Below are 14,436 nucleotides of genomic sequence, written 5' to 3'. Positions count from 1 at the left end.
ACATATGCGTAAGGCGATTTTCTGGTCGCTCGCCCTCTCGATCGCCGCCGCGCCCGTCGCGGCGGCGGAGGACGACTGGAAGACATTCGTGACGGCCGAGGGCTATTCGAGCGCCGTCGAGACCGGCTCGATCAAGACGGCGGGCGCCCAGCGGGCCTTCCGCCTGCGCCTGGGCAAGATCGGCGACACCCATATGGCGATCGCCGACGCCATCCTCGATTGCCCGAGCAAGATGCTGATGCTCGGCAGGGTCGCGCTCTACAATAACGGTGTCCAGACCGGCACAAGGGAAGCGGACCCGGCCAAGCCGTTCATCGAACCGATGAGCGACCAGCCCTCGGGCGACGAGATCGCGGCTCTGGTCTGCGCGGGTTGATTCAATAGCTCGGCAGATCGCGTTACCAAACCCTTCTCCCTCCGGGAGAAGGTGGCGCGAAGCGCCGGAAGAGGGTGACTAAGGGAAAGCACTTCCCATCATCCTCACCCTTCCCTCTCCCGCCGGGAGAGGGAGATTTTCAGCCTTGTCCCTCCACCGCCCGAGCCCGCGCATAGAGAAAATACACCAGCAACCCGACTCCGTTCCACACCAGGAACGAAACCTGGGTCACATGCTGCAGGCTCATGAACAGATAGCAGCACCCCAGGATTGCCCCCGGCGCCACCACCCAGGCGAACGGCGTCCGGAACGGCCGCCGCGCACCCGGGCTTCTCCGCCGCAACACCAGCACGCACGCCGCGACCGCCACGAACGCAACAAGCGTCCCGGCATTGGCAAGCGAGGCAATCACATCCAGCGGCAGCAACCCGGCCAGGATCGCCACGAACACCGCCGTCACCGCCGTGATCCGCGCCGGCGTCCCCCGCTTCGAGATCGCGGCAAGCGAGGGCGGCAGGAACCCGTCCCGCGCCATCACCAGGAAGATGCGGCTCTGCCCGTACAGGAAGGCCAGCAGTACAGTTGGAAGCGCAATCGCCGCCGCAGCCGCAACCACCGTCGCCACGCCGCCGCTCCCCAGTTCCCGCAGGATCAGCGCCAGCGGCTCGGCACTCTTCGAGAAGACGGTGTAATGCACTGCCCCGACCGCCGCCGCGGCGACGATGATGTAGATCAGCGTACAGGCCAGCATCGATCCGACGATGCCGACCGCTAGGTCGCGTTCGGGGTTCTTCGCTTCCTCCGCCGCGGTCGAGATCGCGTCGAACCCGTAAAAGGCGAAGAAGATGATCGCCGCTGCGCCCATCACGCCATATTTCACGCCGTGATCGTCAGCCACGCTGCCGAATCCGCTCGGCGCGAACGGGTGGAGATTGGCCGGATCGAAATGCGGCAGCGCCACGGCGACGAACAGGGTCAGAGTGGCGATCTTCAGGATCACCAGCGCGCTGTTGATCCGCGCGCTTTCCCGCGTGCCGAGCATCAGCAGCCCGGCGACCACCGCGATGATCAGGATCGCCGGCACGTTGATGCCCGCATTCGCCAGGTGCATGCCGCCTTCCGTGACCAGAGTCGGCCCATGAGTCATCCAGTCGGGCAGGATGATGCCGAGCCCCTTCAGGAACCCCACGGCGTAACCCGACCAGCCGACCGCGACGGTCGACACCACCAGCGAATATTCGAGGATCAGGCTCCACCCCACGAACCAGGCGATGATCTCGCCCAGCACCGCATAGCTGTAGGTATAGGCGCTGCCCGAGGCTGGAATCATCGTCGCCATTTCGGCATAGCAGAGCGCGGCGCAGGCGCAGATCGCCCCGGCGACGGCGAAGCTGAGCAGCACCGCAGGCCCCGCCCGGTCGGCGCCGACGCCGATCAGGGTGAGAATACCGGTGCCGACGATCGCGCCCACGCCCATCGCGACCAGATGCGGCCAGGACAGGGTCCGTGCCATCCGGTGCTGCTCCGGCTGGTCCTCCGCCGCAACGATCGTCTTCAATCTGAACAGGCTGCTCATTCCATTCCCCCGGGGATTTTCGGCAAACCTAGGCCTCTTCGCAGCACGGGCGCAATGCTGGCGCGCGCGATTGCGGGACGCTACAGCCCGGTCAACAGGTTTCAGGAGAGACGAGTATGGACATGACGCTTGACTTCGCCCTTGGCGAGAATGCGGACATGATCCGCGATGTGACCCAGCGCTTCGCGACCGACAAGATCGCCCCGCTCGCCGCGAAGATCGATGCCGAGGATTGGTTCCCGCGCGAGCTGTGGCCGGCGATGGGCGAACTCGGCCTGCACGGCATCACCGTCGAGGAGGAGTTTGGCGGCCTCGGCCTCGGCTATCTCGAGCATGTCATCGCCTGTGAGGAAGTCAGCCGCGCCTCGGCCTCGATCGGCCTGTCCTACGGCGCCCACTCCAACCTCTGCGTCAACCAGATCCGCCGCTGGGGCAATCCCGAGCAGAAGGCGAAATATCTCCCCAAGCTCGTCTCTGGCGAACATGTCGGCAGCCTCGCCATGTCCGAGGCCGGCGCCGGTTCCGACGTCGTCTCGATGAAGCTCCGCGCCGACGAGGTCCAGGGCGGCTATGTGCTCAACGGGACGAAGTTCTGGATCACCAACGCCGCCTATGCCGACACCCTGGTGGTCTATGCCAAGACCGGGGATGGCAGCCGCGGCATCACCACCTTCCTGATCGAGAAGGACATGCCGGGCTTCTCGATCGGCCAGAAGATCGACAAGATGGGCATGCGCGGCTCGCCCACCGCCGAGCTCGTCTTCAACGACTGCGAAGTGCCGGAAGAGAATATCATGGGCCCACTCAACGGCGGCGTCGGCGTGCTGATGTCGGGCCTGGACTATGAGCGCACCGTGCTCGCCGGCATCCAGCTCGGCATCATGCAGGCGTGCCTGGATGTGGTCATCCCCTACCTTCGCGAGCGCCAACAGTTCGGCAAGCCGATCGGCGCCTTCCAGCTGATGCAGGCCAAGGTCGCCGATATGTACGTCGCGCTCAACTCCGCCCGCGCCTATGTCTATGCGGTCGCCCGCGCCTGCGACGCCGGCAAGACCACCCGCTTCGACGCCGCCGGCGCGATCCTGCTCGCCAGCGAAAACGCCTTCCGCGTCGCCGGCGAAGCGGTTCAGGCGCTGGGCGGCGCGGGCTACACCAAGGACTGGCCGGTCGAACGCTTCCTGCGCGACGCCAAGCTGCTCGATATCGGCGCGGGGACGAACGAGATCAGGCGCATGCTGATCGGGCGGGAATTGATCGGGGCCTGAGGCTTACCGTTCGCGTCGGGGCAGGCGATCGATCAATTCCAACCGTCATGCCGGACTTGTTCCGGCATCCACCGTTCCGCAAAATCTACGGCATTAGGGAAGGAGCACAGTGGATCCCGGAACAAGTCCGGGATGACGATGGAGCTGGAACAGCTGCAATTATCCCACAAATATCGATTTTGCGATCCCGTAGGATAATTCCGCCGAGCGGATGACTACCGCAAGCTCACCTTCGCCGTCACCGACAACCCCGGCCGCAGCCGCGCCACCGCCGGCTGCCCCGGATCGAGCCTGATCCGTACCGGCACGCGTTGCACGATCTTGGTGAAGTTGCCCGATCCCGGCTCGAACGGCAGCAAGGTGAATTCCGATCCCGAGCCCGGCGCGAAGCTCTCGACCTTGCCGTTCAACGTATCGCCGTCCAGCGCGTCGACCTTGATCGTCGCGACCTGGCCGGGGAGCATCGCCCGGGTCTGCGTCTCCTTGAAGTTCGCGACAACATAGAGCGCCTGGGACGGTACCAGGGTCAGCATCCGCGATCCCGGCTGGACGAAGTCACCGGTCTGGACCTGCCGGTTGCCCACCACGCCATCGATCGGCGCGCGGATGATGGTGTGACCCTGATCCTGCCGCGCCAGTTCGAGCGCGGCACGCGCCCGAAGGACGGCAGCCTCGGCCTGCGCCAGTTGCGCGAGCAGCACCGGACGACGGGCATGAGTCACCGCCGCCTGCTCGCTGGTGACGTCGCGATCGGCCAGCACGCGCTCTCGGGCTGACTGGGCGCCGATTGCCGTAGCACGGACGCGCTCGACGTCGCGGCGCGTGACGAAACCCTGCGCCACCAGCGCCTCGAAGCGAGTCCGGTCGGCGGCCGCACGGCTATATTCGGCATCGGCCGACTGGATCGAGGTCTGCGCTGCGCGCACCTGAGCGGCAGCAAGGCCTTCAGCGGCATTCAGTCCGGCCAGCGCAGCCCGCGCGGTGGCGACACCCGCATCGGCATCCGCCACCGCCGCCTCGGCAGCGGCGAGCTTCGCATCGAACTCCTGCGCATCGATCCGCACCAGTGGATCGCCCGCCTTTACCACTTGGTTGTCGCGCACCAGCACCGCCGACACGAGCCCGCCGACCTTGGGCGCGACCGAGCTGCTGTCGGCCTTGAGATAGGCGTTGTCGGTGCTCTCCAACGTGCGCGGCGATAGCAGCCAGGCGACACCCGCCAATGCAATCAGGATGGCGACCGCAGCCGCAATCAGCGGGTTACGGCTGATACGGCGGCGCGGCTTCGCCTCGACCGGCACGTCGATCGTCGCGGCCATGTTCACGACGAGATCACCAATAAGGTGGAAGTAGCGGTCGCGAGGATCCGGCCCGCCGCATCGGTCAGCTTCGCCTCGGCAAAGGCGACACGGCGCCCCATGCTGATCACCATGCCCTCGGCGCGCACCACGCCGGTGTCGACCGTCATGCCGCGCACATAGGAGATCTTGAGCTCGAGCGTCGTATAGCCCTGCCCGTGCGCCAGCTTCGAATGCACGGCGATTCCGCAGGCGGAATCGAGCAGGGTCGCGGCATAGCCGCCATGCACGCTGCCGATCGGGTTGTAGACACGGCGGTCCGGGTTGCCTTCGAACACCGCGCGGCCTTCCTCGACCTCGACCAGCGAGAATCCCAGCGTCTCGCCGATGGGTGGTTGGCGGCTCGTCGCGACCATCGCGCGCAACTGCTCGATGCCGCTCATGGCGGCGCGGTCCAGCGTGTCGGTCATTGCGCCTTCTCCAGCCCGAAGCGGCCGATCACCGACCGCCGCGCCCGTACCAGGATCGCATCGGACTGCGCCGGATCTGCAACCGCGCGCGACAGGGTCACCGCACCGACCATCTCGGCCAGCATCGATCCTGCAGCGCTATCCGGCTCGGCCACACCATAGCGACCCAGCAAACCGGCCAGCCGCCCGGTCAGCCCCGCCACGCCCTGCCCAAAGCGCACCCGTGCTTCCGGATCGAGCCGGGCCAGATCGCCGGACAGTGCCGGCAGCGGACAGCCATATTCTCGGGAATCGCGATGTTCGGGCGATAGATAGAAATCGACATAGGCGATCAGTGTCGCGCGCGGATCGCCGTCGGCATTGACCAGATCGAACCGACGCCCCGCGCTTTCGAACATCGTCTCGATCGCCGCGGCGATCAGCGCGTCCTTCGATTCAAAATGCGCATAGAAACCGCCATGCGTGAGTCCTGCACGCGCCATGATCCCGGCAACGGCAACGCCACCCGGGCCCTTGGCACGGATTTCGCGAGCCGCCTCCTTCAGGACGCGGCGTCTCGTCTCGCTCTTGTGATCGCTGTCGTACCGCATGGCCTTGCCGATCTCCTTTATATGACGCATATAATATAAAGACCGCCAAGGACAAGCGCCGATGTCAGATACCCCAATCGTCGGCGCGCCGATCGATCCGATGGCGCTGCCCGACAAGCGCAAGTTCCTGATCTTCGGGGTAATGGCGTTCGGCCAGTTCATGGCGCTGATCGACATCCAGATCGTCGCTGCCTCGCTCAACGAGGTGCAGGCCGGGCTCTCCGCCGGGCCGGATGAGATCAGCTGGGTGCAGACCGCCTATCTGATGGCGGAGCTGGTGATGATCCCCTTCGCCGCTTTCCTTGCCCAGTCGATGTCGACCCGCTGGCTGTTCGCGCTCTCCGCCGGCTTGTTCACCATGGCGAGCGCGCTGTGCGGTCTCGCCTGGAGTATCGAATCGATGATCGCCTTCCGCGCGCTGCAAGGGTTCGTCGGCGGCGCGATGATCCCGACCGTGTTTGCCACCGGCTTCGCGATGTTCTCGGGCAAGCAGCGCGCGATGATCCCTGCGATCCTCGGCATGGTCTCAGTCCTCGCCCCGACGCTCGGCCCAACACTCGGCGGCTGGATCACCGATGCGGCAGGCTGGCGCTGGGTATTCTACGTCAACGTCTTGCCGGGCGCGCTCGTCACCATGCTCGCGCTTGTCGTCATCAAGGTCGATCGCGCCGACCTGTCGATGCTCAAAAGGATCGACTGGGTCCATCTCGCATCGATGGCCGTATTTCTCGCAGGCCTCGAATATGTGCTGGAGGAAGGCCCCAAGAACGGCTGGTTCGGCGACACCAGCATTGCCGCAGGCGCCTGGATCGCCTTCATCGCCTTCCTGCTGTTCCTCGAACGCTCCGTCCGGTCGGGCAGCCCGATCGTAAAGCTCTCGCCGTTTCGGAAACCCACCTTCGTCTTCGCCTGCATGTTCAACCTGGTGATCGGCTTCGGCCTTTACGCCGGCACCTATCTCGTCCCGCTCTTCCTTGGCCGGGTGCGCGGCTATAATGCCAACGAGATCGGCACGACGGTGTTCGTCGCGGGCCTGGTCCAACTCTGCAGCGTCCCGATCGCGGCCGCGCTGTCGCAGCGGGTGGATCAGCGGATCGTCATCACCTTCGGCCTCGGCCTGTTCGCGACGGGGCTATGGCTCTTCTCCTACATGACGCCCGATTGGGGCTTCGCCGCCCTGCTTGTGCCGCAAGCGGTGCGCAGCTTCGCGATCATGCTGTGCATCGTCCCCAGCGTCGGCCTCGCGCTCAACGGCTTTGCCGGGCCGGAGCTGCGCTACGCCTCGGGCCTGTTCAACCTGATGCGCAATCTGGGCGGCGCGATCGGCATCGCGCTGGTCACCACCTGGCTGCAGGACATGACCCGGCTCCATGCGCTGCGCATCAGCGAGGCGCTGGGCAGCTCATCCCGCATCGCCACCGACACGCTCGGCGATCTCGCGCGCATGATGCACGAAATGACACCCGATCCCACCCGCGCGATGCTGATGGCGGAGGCGGTGATGGGCCGAGTCGTCGGCCGCGAGGCGCTGACCCTTGCCTTCAACGACGTGTTCCGAATCATGGCCTGGCTGTTCATCGCAGCGCTGGTGATGGTGCCCTTCTGCCGGCCTCCCCAACAGGCGAGCGCCGCCCCGGTCGACGCACTAGCTCCAGCCGCCACCCAACGCCTTGAACAGCGCAACCGCCGCCTGCGCCTTGCGCGCCGCTGTGTCGCTGGCGCGCCGCTCCGCGGTTAGAAGCGACTTGCGCGCCCGCGCCAGCACGAGCCTGTCATCCTCCCCGCTCGCCACGCGCCGCTCCGCAAGCGCGAAGGCCGCACGCTCGCGTTCCAACGACGCGCCCGCCTCTTGTGCCGCGATCCGCGCATTGAGGAAGCGATTGATCGCCGTCTCGCTGTCCGACAGCGCCCCCAGCACTGCCTTTTCGTAGCGCGCGGCGGCACCCTGCCCGCGCGCGTCCGCGCCACGGATTTGCGCGCGGATCGTGCCGCCCGAGAAGATCGGCCAGGAGACGCTCGGCCCGATCTGGAGCCGCGTGCTGTCACCCGAGAACAGGTCGCCCGGATTGCGCGCCTGCTGCCCGATGCTGCCGAACAGGCTGAAGCGCGGGAAGAGGTCGGCGGTCGCGACACCGATATCGGCGGTCGCGGCGGCCAGCTCGCGCTCGGCGCTGCGCACATCGGGGCGCCGCTCGAGCAGTTCGGATCGCACGCCGACCAGTATCTCGTCGGGGCTGGCCGGCAGCGGCGCGGGGGCGCGCAACATCGCCCCGACATCCTCGGGCGTCGATCCGACCAGAGTCGCGATACGGTAGGCTGCCGCCATCGCGCTTGCCTCCGCATCCGGCACCGCAGCCGCGCTGGCTCGGGCCGCGCCCTCCGCGGTCTCGGCGTCAAGCCGCGAGGCCTCGCCCGCCTCGAAGCGCAGCCGGGTCAGCCGCGCGAGATCGGCATCCGCCTCCGCCGTCGCCTTCGCGGTCGCGGCCGTCGCCTGCGCGTTCCGGAGATCGAGATAATTGCGCGCCACCTCTGCGATCAGCGACAGCATCACGTCACGCCGCGCGAACAGCGCCGCTTCCTCGCGCGCCGCCGCCGCCTCGCCTTGCCGCACCTGGCGGCCCCACAGGTCGATCTCCCAGCTCGCATCGAAGCCACCGTCGAACAGGCGGAACTCGCGCTGGAATCCCGGGATCTCGCCGATCGGCAATTGCCCGTTCTTGCTCAGCACATTCTCGGTCGCCGATCCCTCGGCCGTCACCGATGGCAGGCGCGTTCCCGCTACCGCAGCGCGATTGGCGCGCGCCTCGGCCAGCCGCGCCTCGGCCTCGGCCAGGTCCGGCCCGCTCGCGACCGCCTGCGCGACCAGCGCGGAAAGCCGCGCATCGCCGAAGCGGTTCCACCAGGCGAGGTCGACCGCGCCGGGCGTGCCCGGCTCGACCCAGTCCGCTGTCGAACCGGGCGTGGCCGGGCGCTTGTAATCGGGTCCGACGGTGCAACCGGCAAGCGCGGCGCCCGCGAGGAGCAGGGGAAGAAGGCGAGGCATTGGAATCACTCCATGCGTGCGCGGAACAGCCAGGCGGCCGCGCTCAGGGTCAGGCAGGCGATGAGGCCGAGGGGCCAGAGCTGATGGAACACTGCGGCCGCCGGCATCGCCTTGAGGAACAGCCCCTGGACGATGACCAGGAAGTATCGGGCCGGATCGGCATAGGTTACGATCTGCAGCCAGCCGGGCATGTTGTCGATCGGGCTGGCATAGCCCGACAGCAGGATCAGCGGCGTCGTCACCAGGAAGGACCCCAGGAACGCCTGTTGCTGAGTCGCCGACGCCGCCGACACCAGCATGCCGACCCCGATCAGCGCGAGCATATAGGCGATCAGCGAGACGTAGAAGAGGATCAGCGATCCGGTGAACGGCACGCCGAACACGAGGGGCGCGACGATCAGATAGAGCGTGCCGTTGAACAGCCCGACCAGCAACGGCGGGACCATCTTGCCGATCAGCACCTCATGCACCCGTAGCGGCGAGACCATCAACTGGTCGAACGTGCCGAGTTCCCGCTCGCGCGCCACGGTCTGCGAAGTGACGGCAAGCCCCGCCACCGAGGTGATGATCGCGATCAGCGACGGCAGGGTGAACCAGATATAGTCGAGCGAGGGGTTGTACCAGTTGGTCACGACGCTGCCGCCGGTGATGTCACCGCTCCCGCGCGACCGGGGCGAGAGATCGGCGCCGACACCCCCCGCGATCTGCGAGAGATACCCCGACACGATCTGCGCCGCGTTGGACCGGCGGCCGTCGAGCACCACGCCGATCATCGCCGGCCGGTGCGCCGTCACCGCCCGGTCGAAATCCTCGTCGATCACCACGGCCGCGATCACCTCCTGCCGGTCGATCGCGTCCTCCAGCGCTTTGGGCGAAGTCAGCCGGTGGATCTCCCGGAAGTTCGGGCTGCCCGCGATGCGCGACACGATCTCGGCGCTGTGCGCGCCGCCGCTGCGGTCAAGGATTCCGATATCGACGTTGCGCACCTCGAGCGTGGTCGCAAAGGTGAAGATGAAGAGCTGGAGCAACGGCGGCACCACCAGCACGATCCGCGATTTGGGATCGCGCAGCACCGCCCAGATCTCCTTGACGATCATCGCCCGCAGCCGCCGCATCAGTCGAGGCTCCTGCGCGTGGCACGGAAGGTCAGGAAGAAGAACAGCGCGCCGAAACCGAGCATTATCGCGATATTGGGAAGGATCAGCGCCCATAGATCGCCCGCCAGGAACACCGTCTGAAGCGACGGGATCAGGTAGCGCGCCGGCACGGCATAGGTGATCAGCCGGATCGGCCAGGGCATCGACGCGATCTCGAACAGGAAGCCGGAGAGCAGGAAGGTCGGGAGGAAGGCGGTGAGCAGCGCGACCTGGCTCGCGACGAACTGGTTCTTGGTCGAGGCCGAGATGAACAGGCCAAGGCCCAAGGCCGGCATCAGAAAGGCCGAGGCGATCGCCAGCAACGCCAGTATCGATCCGCGAAACGGCACGCCGAACACCGTCACCGCGATCACGCTGCACAAGGCCATGGAGGCAAGGCCGAGCAGGAAATAGGGGATGACCTTGCTGGCGACGAACTCGACCATGCTGATCGGCGTCGCCATCATCGCCTCCATCGTGCCGCGTTCCCATTCGCGTGCGACGACCAGGGCGGTCAGCAAAGTGCCGATCATCGTCATCACGATCGCGATCGATCCGGGCACGAGGAAGAAGCGGCTGCGCAGGCCCGGATTGTACCAGTAGCGCGGGTTGACGCTGATGGCCGCCGCCTGGCCCGCCCCGGCGTCAAGCCCTTCGGCCGCCGCCCAGCTCGCGCGCACGCCCTCGCCATAGGCGGCCGCGAAATTGGCCGTGTTGGGCTGGGATCCGTCGGTGATGATCTGGATCGGCGGCGCCTTGCCGCGCGTCGCGCCCTGCCCGAAATCCTGCGGGATGACGATGATCGCGCGGACCTGCCCATCGACCATCATGCCGCGCACGCTCGCCACCGACCGCGCCAGCGCCACGTCGAAATAGGGCGAATTCTGATAGGCCTGGGCAAGCCCGAGCGCAGGCGCGCTGCTGTCCTCCAGCACCAGCGCGATGCGCGTGCGCGGCGTATCCAGCGACACCGCATAGCCGAACAGGAACAGGAGGATCAGCGGCAGGACGAAGGCGATCAGAAAGGTCGAGGGATCGCGCATGATCTGCGCGCCTTCCTTGCGCACCAGCGCCGCCAGCCGGCGCGGATCGAAGCGTACGCCGCTCATGCCGCCGCGCGCTCCGCCGCGTCGCGGTTGCGGTCCGATTGCTCGATCAGCGCGATGAAGGCGTCCTCCATCGTCGGATCGTCGATACCGGCGATCTTCCCCGCCTCAGCCTTGAGCAGGTCGGGCGTACCCGTCGCGATCTGCTCCGACCGGTAGATCAGGGTCACCCGGTCGCAATATTCGGCCTCGTCCATGAAATGGGTGGTGACGAGCACGGTCACGCCCTTTTCGACCAGGCCGTTGATGTGAGTCCAGAATTCGCGCCGCATCACCGGGTCGACGCCCGAGGTCGGCTCGTCGAGGAACAGCACCGGCGGCTCATGCATCACCGCGCAGGCCAACGCGAGGCGCTGCTTCACCCCGAGCGGCAGCAAGGCGGCATTCTCGTCGATATGCGCGCCCAGCCCGAAAATCTCGGTCATCGTCTCGATCGCGCGGCGCGCGCGATTGCGGTCGAGATCATAGGCGCCGGCGAAGAAATCGAGATTCTGCCGGATGCTGAGATCGCCATAGAGCGAGAATTTCTGCGCCATGTATCCGAGCGAGGCACGCGCATCCGCCCGGGCGGAACGCAGGTCGTTGCCTGCAACCGACCCGGTCCCGGCGCTCGGCGTCAACAGGCCGCACAGCATCTTGAAGGTGGTCGACTTGCCCGCGCCATTGGGCCCGAGCAGCCCGAAAATCTCGCCGCGCGGTATCTCGAAATTGATGTTGTGCGCGGCGGTGAAGTCACCGAAGCGCCGGGTCAGCCCCTTCGCCTCGATCGCCGGCCGGTCGCTTTCCTCGATCGTGCGATAGGCGGCGGCAAGCCTGCTCGTCCCCGGCGGTCCGCCGCCGAGGATCTCGATGAAACCGTCCTCGAACCGCGGCTCGGCCGGTTCGATCCTGGTATTCGGACCTGCGTCGAGCGCCGCCGCATCGGGCACGGACGCCTTGTCGGCGATCAGCAGCCGCACCGATCGGCCCTGGATCGACCCGTCGATCACATCGTCCCGGTCGAGCGCGTGAGTCAGGAATTGCCGACGCCGCTCCTCGAATCCGGTCACCCGGATCAACCTGTCCCTGACTTTGCCGGTCAGCTCTGCGGGCGGGCCCCCGAACAGCAATTTGCCCTCGCTGAGCAGATAGACCCAGTCGCATTTCTCCGCTTCGTCGAGATAGGCGGTCGACCAGAGCACCCCGATACCCTCGCCGGTCAGTTCGCCCACCATCGACCACAGCTCGCGCCGCGACACGGGATCCACGCCGACGCTCGGTTCGTCGAGTAGCAGCACCTTCGGCGTGCGCACCAGCGCGCAAGCAAGGCCCAATTTCTGCTTCATGCCGCCCGACAGCTTGCCCGCCAGCCGGTCCTGGAAGCGCCGGAGATCGGTGAAGTCGAGCAGCCGGTCAAAGGTCGCGCGATGCTCGTCGTCGGGCAGGCCGCGGACCCGCGCGTAGAGAGTCAGGTTCTCGATGACGGTCAGGTCTTCATAGAGGCCGAAGCGCTGCGGCATATAGCCGAGATCGTCGAGCGCATCGCCCGGTGCCTTGCCGAGCAGCTCCGCCCTGCCCTCGGTCGGCGCCATCAGCCCGGCCAGGATGCGGATCAGGGTGGTCTTGCCCGCACCGTCCGGGCCGACCAGCCCGGTCAGCCGCCCCGGCACGACCGAGAGCGTGACACCGTCGAGCGCCGCCGGCCCGGCGCCGAAGCGCTTGACCAGATTCTCGACGCTGGCGACGGCATCGGCCACCGGATCAGTTCCGATGTGCCGGGCGGGCGCCGGTCACGTTCACGGTGACCGGCTGGCCCTGGCGGAGCGCATCGTCGGGATCGGACACGATGATGCGCAGGCGATAGACCAGATCGGTCCTGAGGCTCTCGGTCTCGACCGACTTGGGCGTGAATTCGGAACGCGGCGAGATATAGCCGATCGTTCCATGATAGGCCTTGGGATTGCCGTCCGCCGTCACCGTCACGGCCATGCCGGGGCTGATGCGGCTGAGCGAGGACTCGTCGATATAGGCGCGCACGCGCAGCGGCCGGTCGATCGACAGGGTCAGCACCGTCTCGCCGGGCTGGACGATCGCGCCCGGCTCTCTCGCACGCGTAATCACCGTGCCTGCCGACGCGGCGATCAGGCGGGTATCGGACAGATCGGTCGCGGCGTTGCGCCGGGCCTCGGCCGCCGCCTGCACCTGGGCGCGCCCCGCCTCGATATCCTCGGGCCGCGTGCCGGCGACCAGCAGCGACAGGCCCTGGCGCGCCTCGGCAAGCTGGGCGCGGGCACGATCCCGATCGCCGACGGTCTGGTCCCAGACATCGCGGCTGATCGCGCCGGGGCCGACCAGCGGCTCGCGGCGGCGATAGTCGCGTTCGCTATTCTCCACCACCGCCTGCGCCGCCGCGACCCGGGCACGGGCCTGGGCGATGTCCTGACTGCGATTGCCGTTGCGCAGCTTGGCGAGTTGCGCCTGCGCCTGGGCAAGCTGCGCATCCGCCTGGCCGATCCGGCTGTCGAGCGTGGCGGTGTCGAGCAGGGCGAGCGGCTGGCCCTGCTTGACCTTCGCGCCTTCCTCCACCCCGATCGCGCTGATCCGGCCGCCGACCCGGAAGGCCATGTCGACCTCGCGGATATCGACATTGCCGTGCAGGGTCAGATCGCCGTCGCCGGCGCGCGGGAAGATGCCGAAGCCGCGGGTGGCGATAGCGGCGATCACCAGGCCGGCGGCCACGACGATCACTATGATGATGCGGCGGTTCATGCCAGCTTCTCCATCAGGATGCAGTGCACATTCGCGCGCAGGCGGGCGCGCAGCAGAGTGGCGGTGTCTTCGTCGATCCGCTCGACACCCATGATCCGGCAGACCGAGGCACGGCCCGCGCGAAGCACCAGCGCCTGGCCGAAGAACAGCAGCGCCAGGGCGCGAACCTCCTTCTCGTCCAGATCGGTGCGGATGCGCCCGAGCAGCGCGACGAAGGTGCCGGCCATCGGTTCCATCGCGCCGCGATAGATGCGGTCGAACGCCTCGGTCGGGTCGAGCTGCTCGCGGATGATAAAGCGCGCCCAGACTTCCGTCTCCGGACGCAGCATCATCTGGGCGAAGCCATCGATCAGCCGCAACAGCCACTCGACGGCCTGCTCGCGCGATTCGATCGCCGCAGCCCGCGCCATGGCGAACAGCGGCGCCTGGATCTCCGAGATGCCCTGGCCGATCCGGTCGGCGGCAGCGAGGTACAACCCCTCCTTGCCGCCGAAATGATAGGTGATCGAAGACATCGCCGCGCCCGACGCCTTGGCGATCTGGCGCGTGCTCGCGCCTTCGAAGCCGTGCCGGCCGAATTGCTCGATGGCGGTGTCGAGAAGGGGTTCGCTTTTCACGACTCGTCCATTAGTTCGTTCGAACGAACAATGCAACTGCCCTGGGGCGATACGTGACGCTCTCCGGGCGCCGCCGACTTCGCGGAGGGTTCCGAATTCACGGGGCTTCCGTATATCTACGTATGCGAAGCGCCACCGATTCCCGAATAAAGGCTAAGAAGGAATTCACCCTCGAAAGATTTCCTGATCGGTTATCATCGCGGGCGATTGG

13 protein-coding genes are annotated in these 14,436 nt (G+C 67.0%); 3 read left to right on the top strand and 10 right to left on the bottom strand.

From position 1 onward, the window contains the following. The first annotated feature begins 4 nt into the window (after nucleotides 1-4). Nucleotides 5-376: a hypothetical protein gene (locus tag AC1RT8_RS09500; protein WP_493075362.1), complete on the top strand. Its 372-nt coding sequence runs from the start codon at nucleotides 5-7 to the stop codon at nucleotides 374-376. 139 nt (nucleotides 377-515) lie between these two features. Here AC1RT8_RS09500 and AC1RT8_RS09495 read toward each other — a convergent pair whose 3' ends face one another. Then, nucleotides 516-1,952: an amino acid permease gene (locus AC1RT8_RS09495; protein WP_493075361.1), complete on the bottom strand. Its 1,437-nt coding sequence runs from the start codon at nucleotides 1,950-1,952 to the stop codon at nucleotides 516-518. Between the two features lie 116 nt (nucleotides 1,953-2,068). On the opposite strand from AC1RT8_RS09495, the gene AC1RT8_RS09490 reads away from it, so the two are divergent. Further along, nucleotides 2,069-3,217, top strand: a complete 1,149-nt coding sequence (locus AC1RT8_RS09490; RefSeq protein ID WP_493075360.1) for an isovaleryl-CoA dehydrogenase — start codon at nucleotides 2,069-2,071, stop codon at nucleotides 3,215-3,217. Nucleotides 3,218-3,432: 215 nt separating this feature from the next. Here the strand turns inward: AC1RT8_RS09490 and AC1RT8_RS09485 are convergent, their stop codons facing one another. The 3 genes from AC1RT8_RS09485 to AC1RT8_RS09475 are packed head-to-tail and all read right to left on the bottom strand — an operon-like array spanning nucleotide 3,433 to nucleotide 5,575. Continuing rightward, on the bottom strand, nucleotides 3,433-4,536 hold the full coding sequence (locus AC1RT8_RS09485; RefSeq protein WP_493075582.1) for an HlyD family secretion protein: 1,104 nt from the start codon (nucleotides 4,534-4,536) through the stop codon (nucleotides 3,433-3,435). Nucleotides 4,537-4,538: 2 nt separating this feature from the next. Then, nucleotides 4,539-4,985, bottom strand: coding sequence for a PaaI family thioesterase (locus AC1RT8_RS09480; protein ID WP_493075359.1), 447 nt, complete (start codon nucleotides 4,983-4,985; stop codon nucleotides 4,539-4,541). Then, nucleotides 4,982-5,575, bottom strand: coding sequence for a TetR/AcrR family transcriptional regulator (locus AC1RT8_RS09475; RefSeq protein ID WP_493075358.1), 594 nt, complete (start codon nucleotides 5,573-5,575; stop codon nucleotides 4,982-4,984). The genes AC1RT8_RS09480 and AC1RT8_RS09475 overlap by 4 nt, the downstream gene beginning before the upstream one ends. A 61-nt stretch (nucleotides 5,576-5,636) precedes the next feature. Here AC1RT8_RS09475 and AC1RT8_RS09470 point away from each other — a divergent pair, with 61 nt between their 5' ends. Beyond that, nucleotides 5,637-7,313, top strand: coding sequence for a DHA2 family efflux MFS transporter permease subunit (locus AC1RT8_RS09470; protein WP_493075357.1), 1,677 nt, complete (start codon nucleotides 5,637-5,639; stop codon nucleotides 7,311-7,313). Here AC1RT8_RS09470 and AC1RT8_RS09465 read toward each other — a convergent pair. Genes AC1RT8_RS09465 through AC1RT8_RS09440 form a run of 6 tightly spaced genes read right to left on the bottom strand, consistent with a single transcriptional unit; the run spans nucleotide 7,221 to nucleotide 14,225 of the window. Further along, a complete protein-coding gene (locus AC1RT8_RS09465) occupies nucleotides 7,221-8,618 on the bottom strand; it encodes an efflux transporter outer membrane subunit (RefSeq protein WP_493075356.1) in 1,398 nt (465 codons plus the stop codon). The genes AC1RT8_RS09470 and AC1RT8_RS09465 overlap by 93 nt on opposite strands. Before the next feature lie 5 nt (nucleotides 8,619-8,623). Beyond that, on the bottom strand, nucleotides 8,624-9,733 hold the full coding sequence (locus AC1RT8_RS09460; protein ID WP_493075354.1) for an ABC transporter permease: 1,110 nt from the start codon (nucleotides 9,731-9,733) through the stop codon (nucleotides 8,624-8,626). Next, complete coding sequence (locus AC1RT8_RS09455; RefSeq protein WP_493075353.1) at nucleotides 9,733-10,863, bottom strand: ABC transporter permease; 1,131 nt, start codon at nucleotides 10,861-10,863, stop codon at nucleotides 9,733-9,735. The genes AC1RT8_RS09460 and AC1RT8_RS09455 overlap by 1 nt, the downstream gene beginning before the upstream one ends. Further along, complete coding sequence (locus tag AC1RT8_RS09450) at nucleotides 10,860-12,596, bottom strand: ATP-binding cassette domain-containing protein (protein WP_493075352.1); 1,737 nt, start codon at nucleotides 12,594-12,596, stop codon at nucleotides 10,860-10,862. The genes AC1RT8_RS09455 and AC1RT8_RS09450 overlap by 4 nt, the downstream gene beginning before the upstream one ends. A 4-nt stretch (nucleotides 12,597-12,600) precedes the next feature. Further along, nucleotides 12,601-13,608, bottom strand: a complete 1,008-nt coding sequence (locus AC1RT8_RS09445) for an HlyD family secretion protein (RefSeq protein WP_493075351.1) — start codon at nucleotides 13,606-13,608, stop codon at nucleotides 12,601-12,603. Continuing rightward, a complete protein-coding gene (locus AC1RT8_RS09440) occupies nucleotides 13,605-14,225 on the bottom strand; it encodes a CerR family C-terminal domain-containing protein (RefSeq protein ID WP_493075350.1) in 621 nt (206 codons plus the stop codon). Before AC1RT8_RS09440 ends, AC1RT8_RS09445 begins: the two co-directional genes overlap by 4 nt. Between the last annotated feature and the right edge of the window lie 211 nt (nucleotides 14,226-14,436).

It is taken from the genome of Sphingomonas sp. GW821-FHT10F11 (assembly GCF_058809095.1).
Note: the sequence above shows the minus strand (reverse complement) of the source record. Positions and strands in the feature narration are given on the sequence as shown.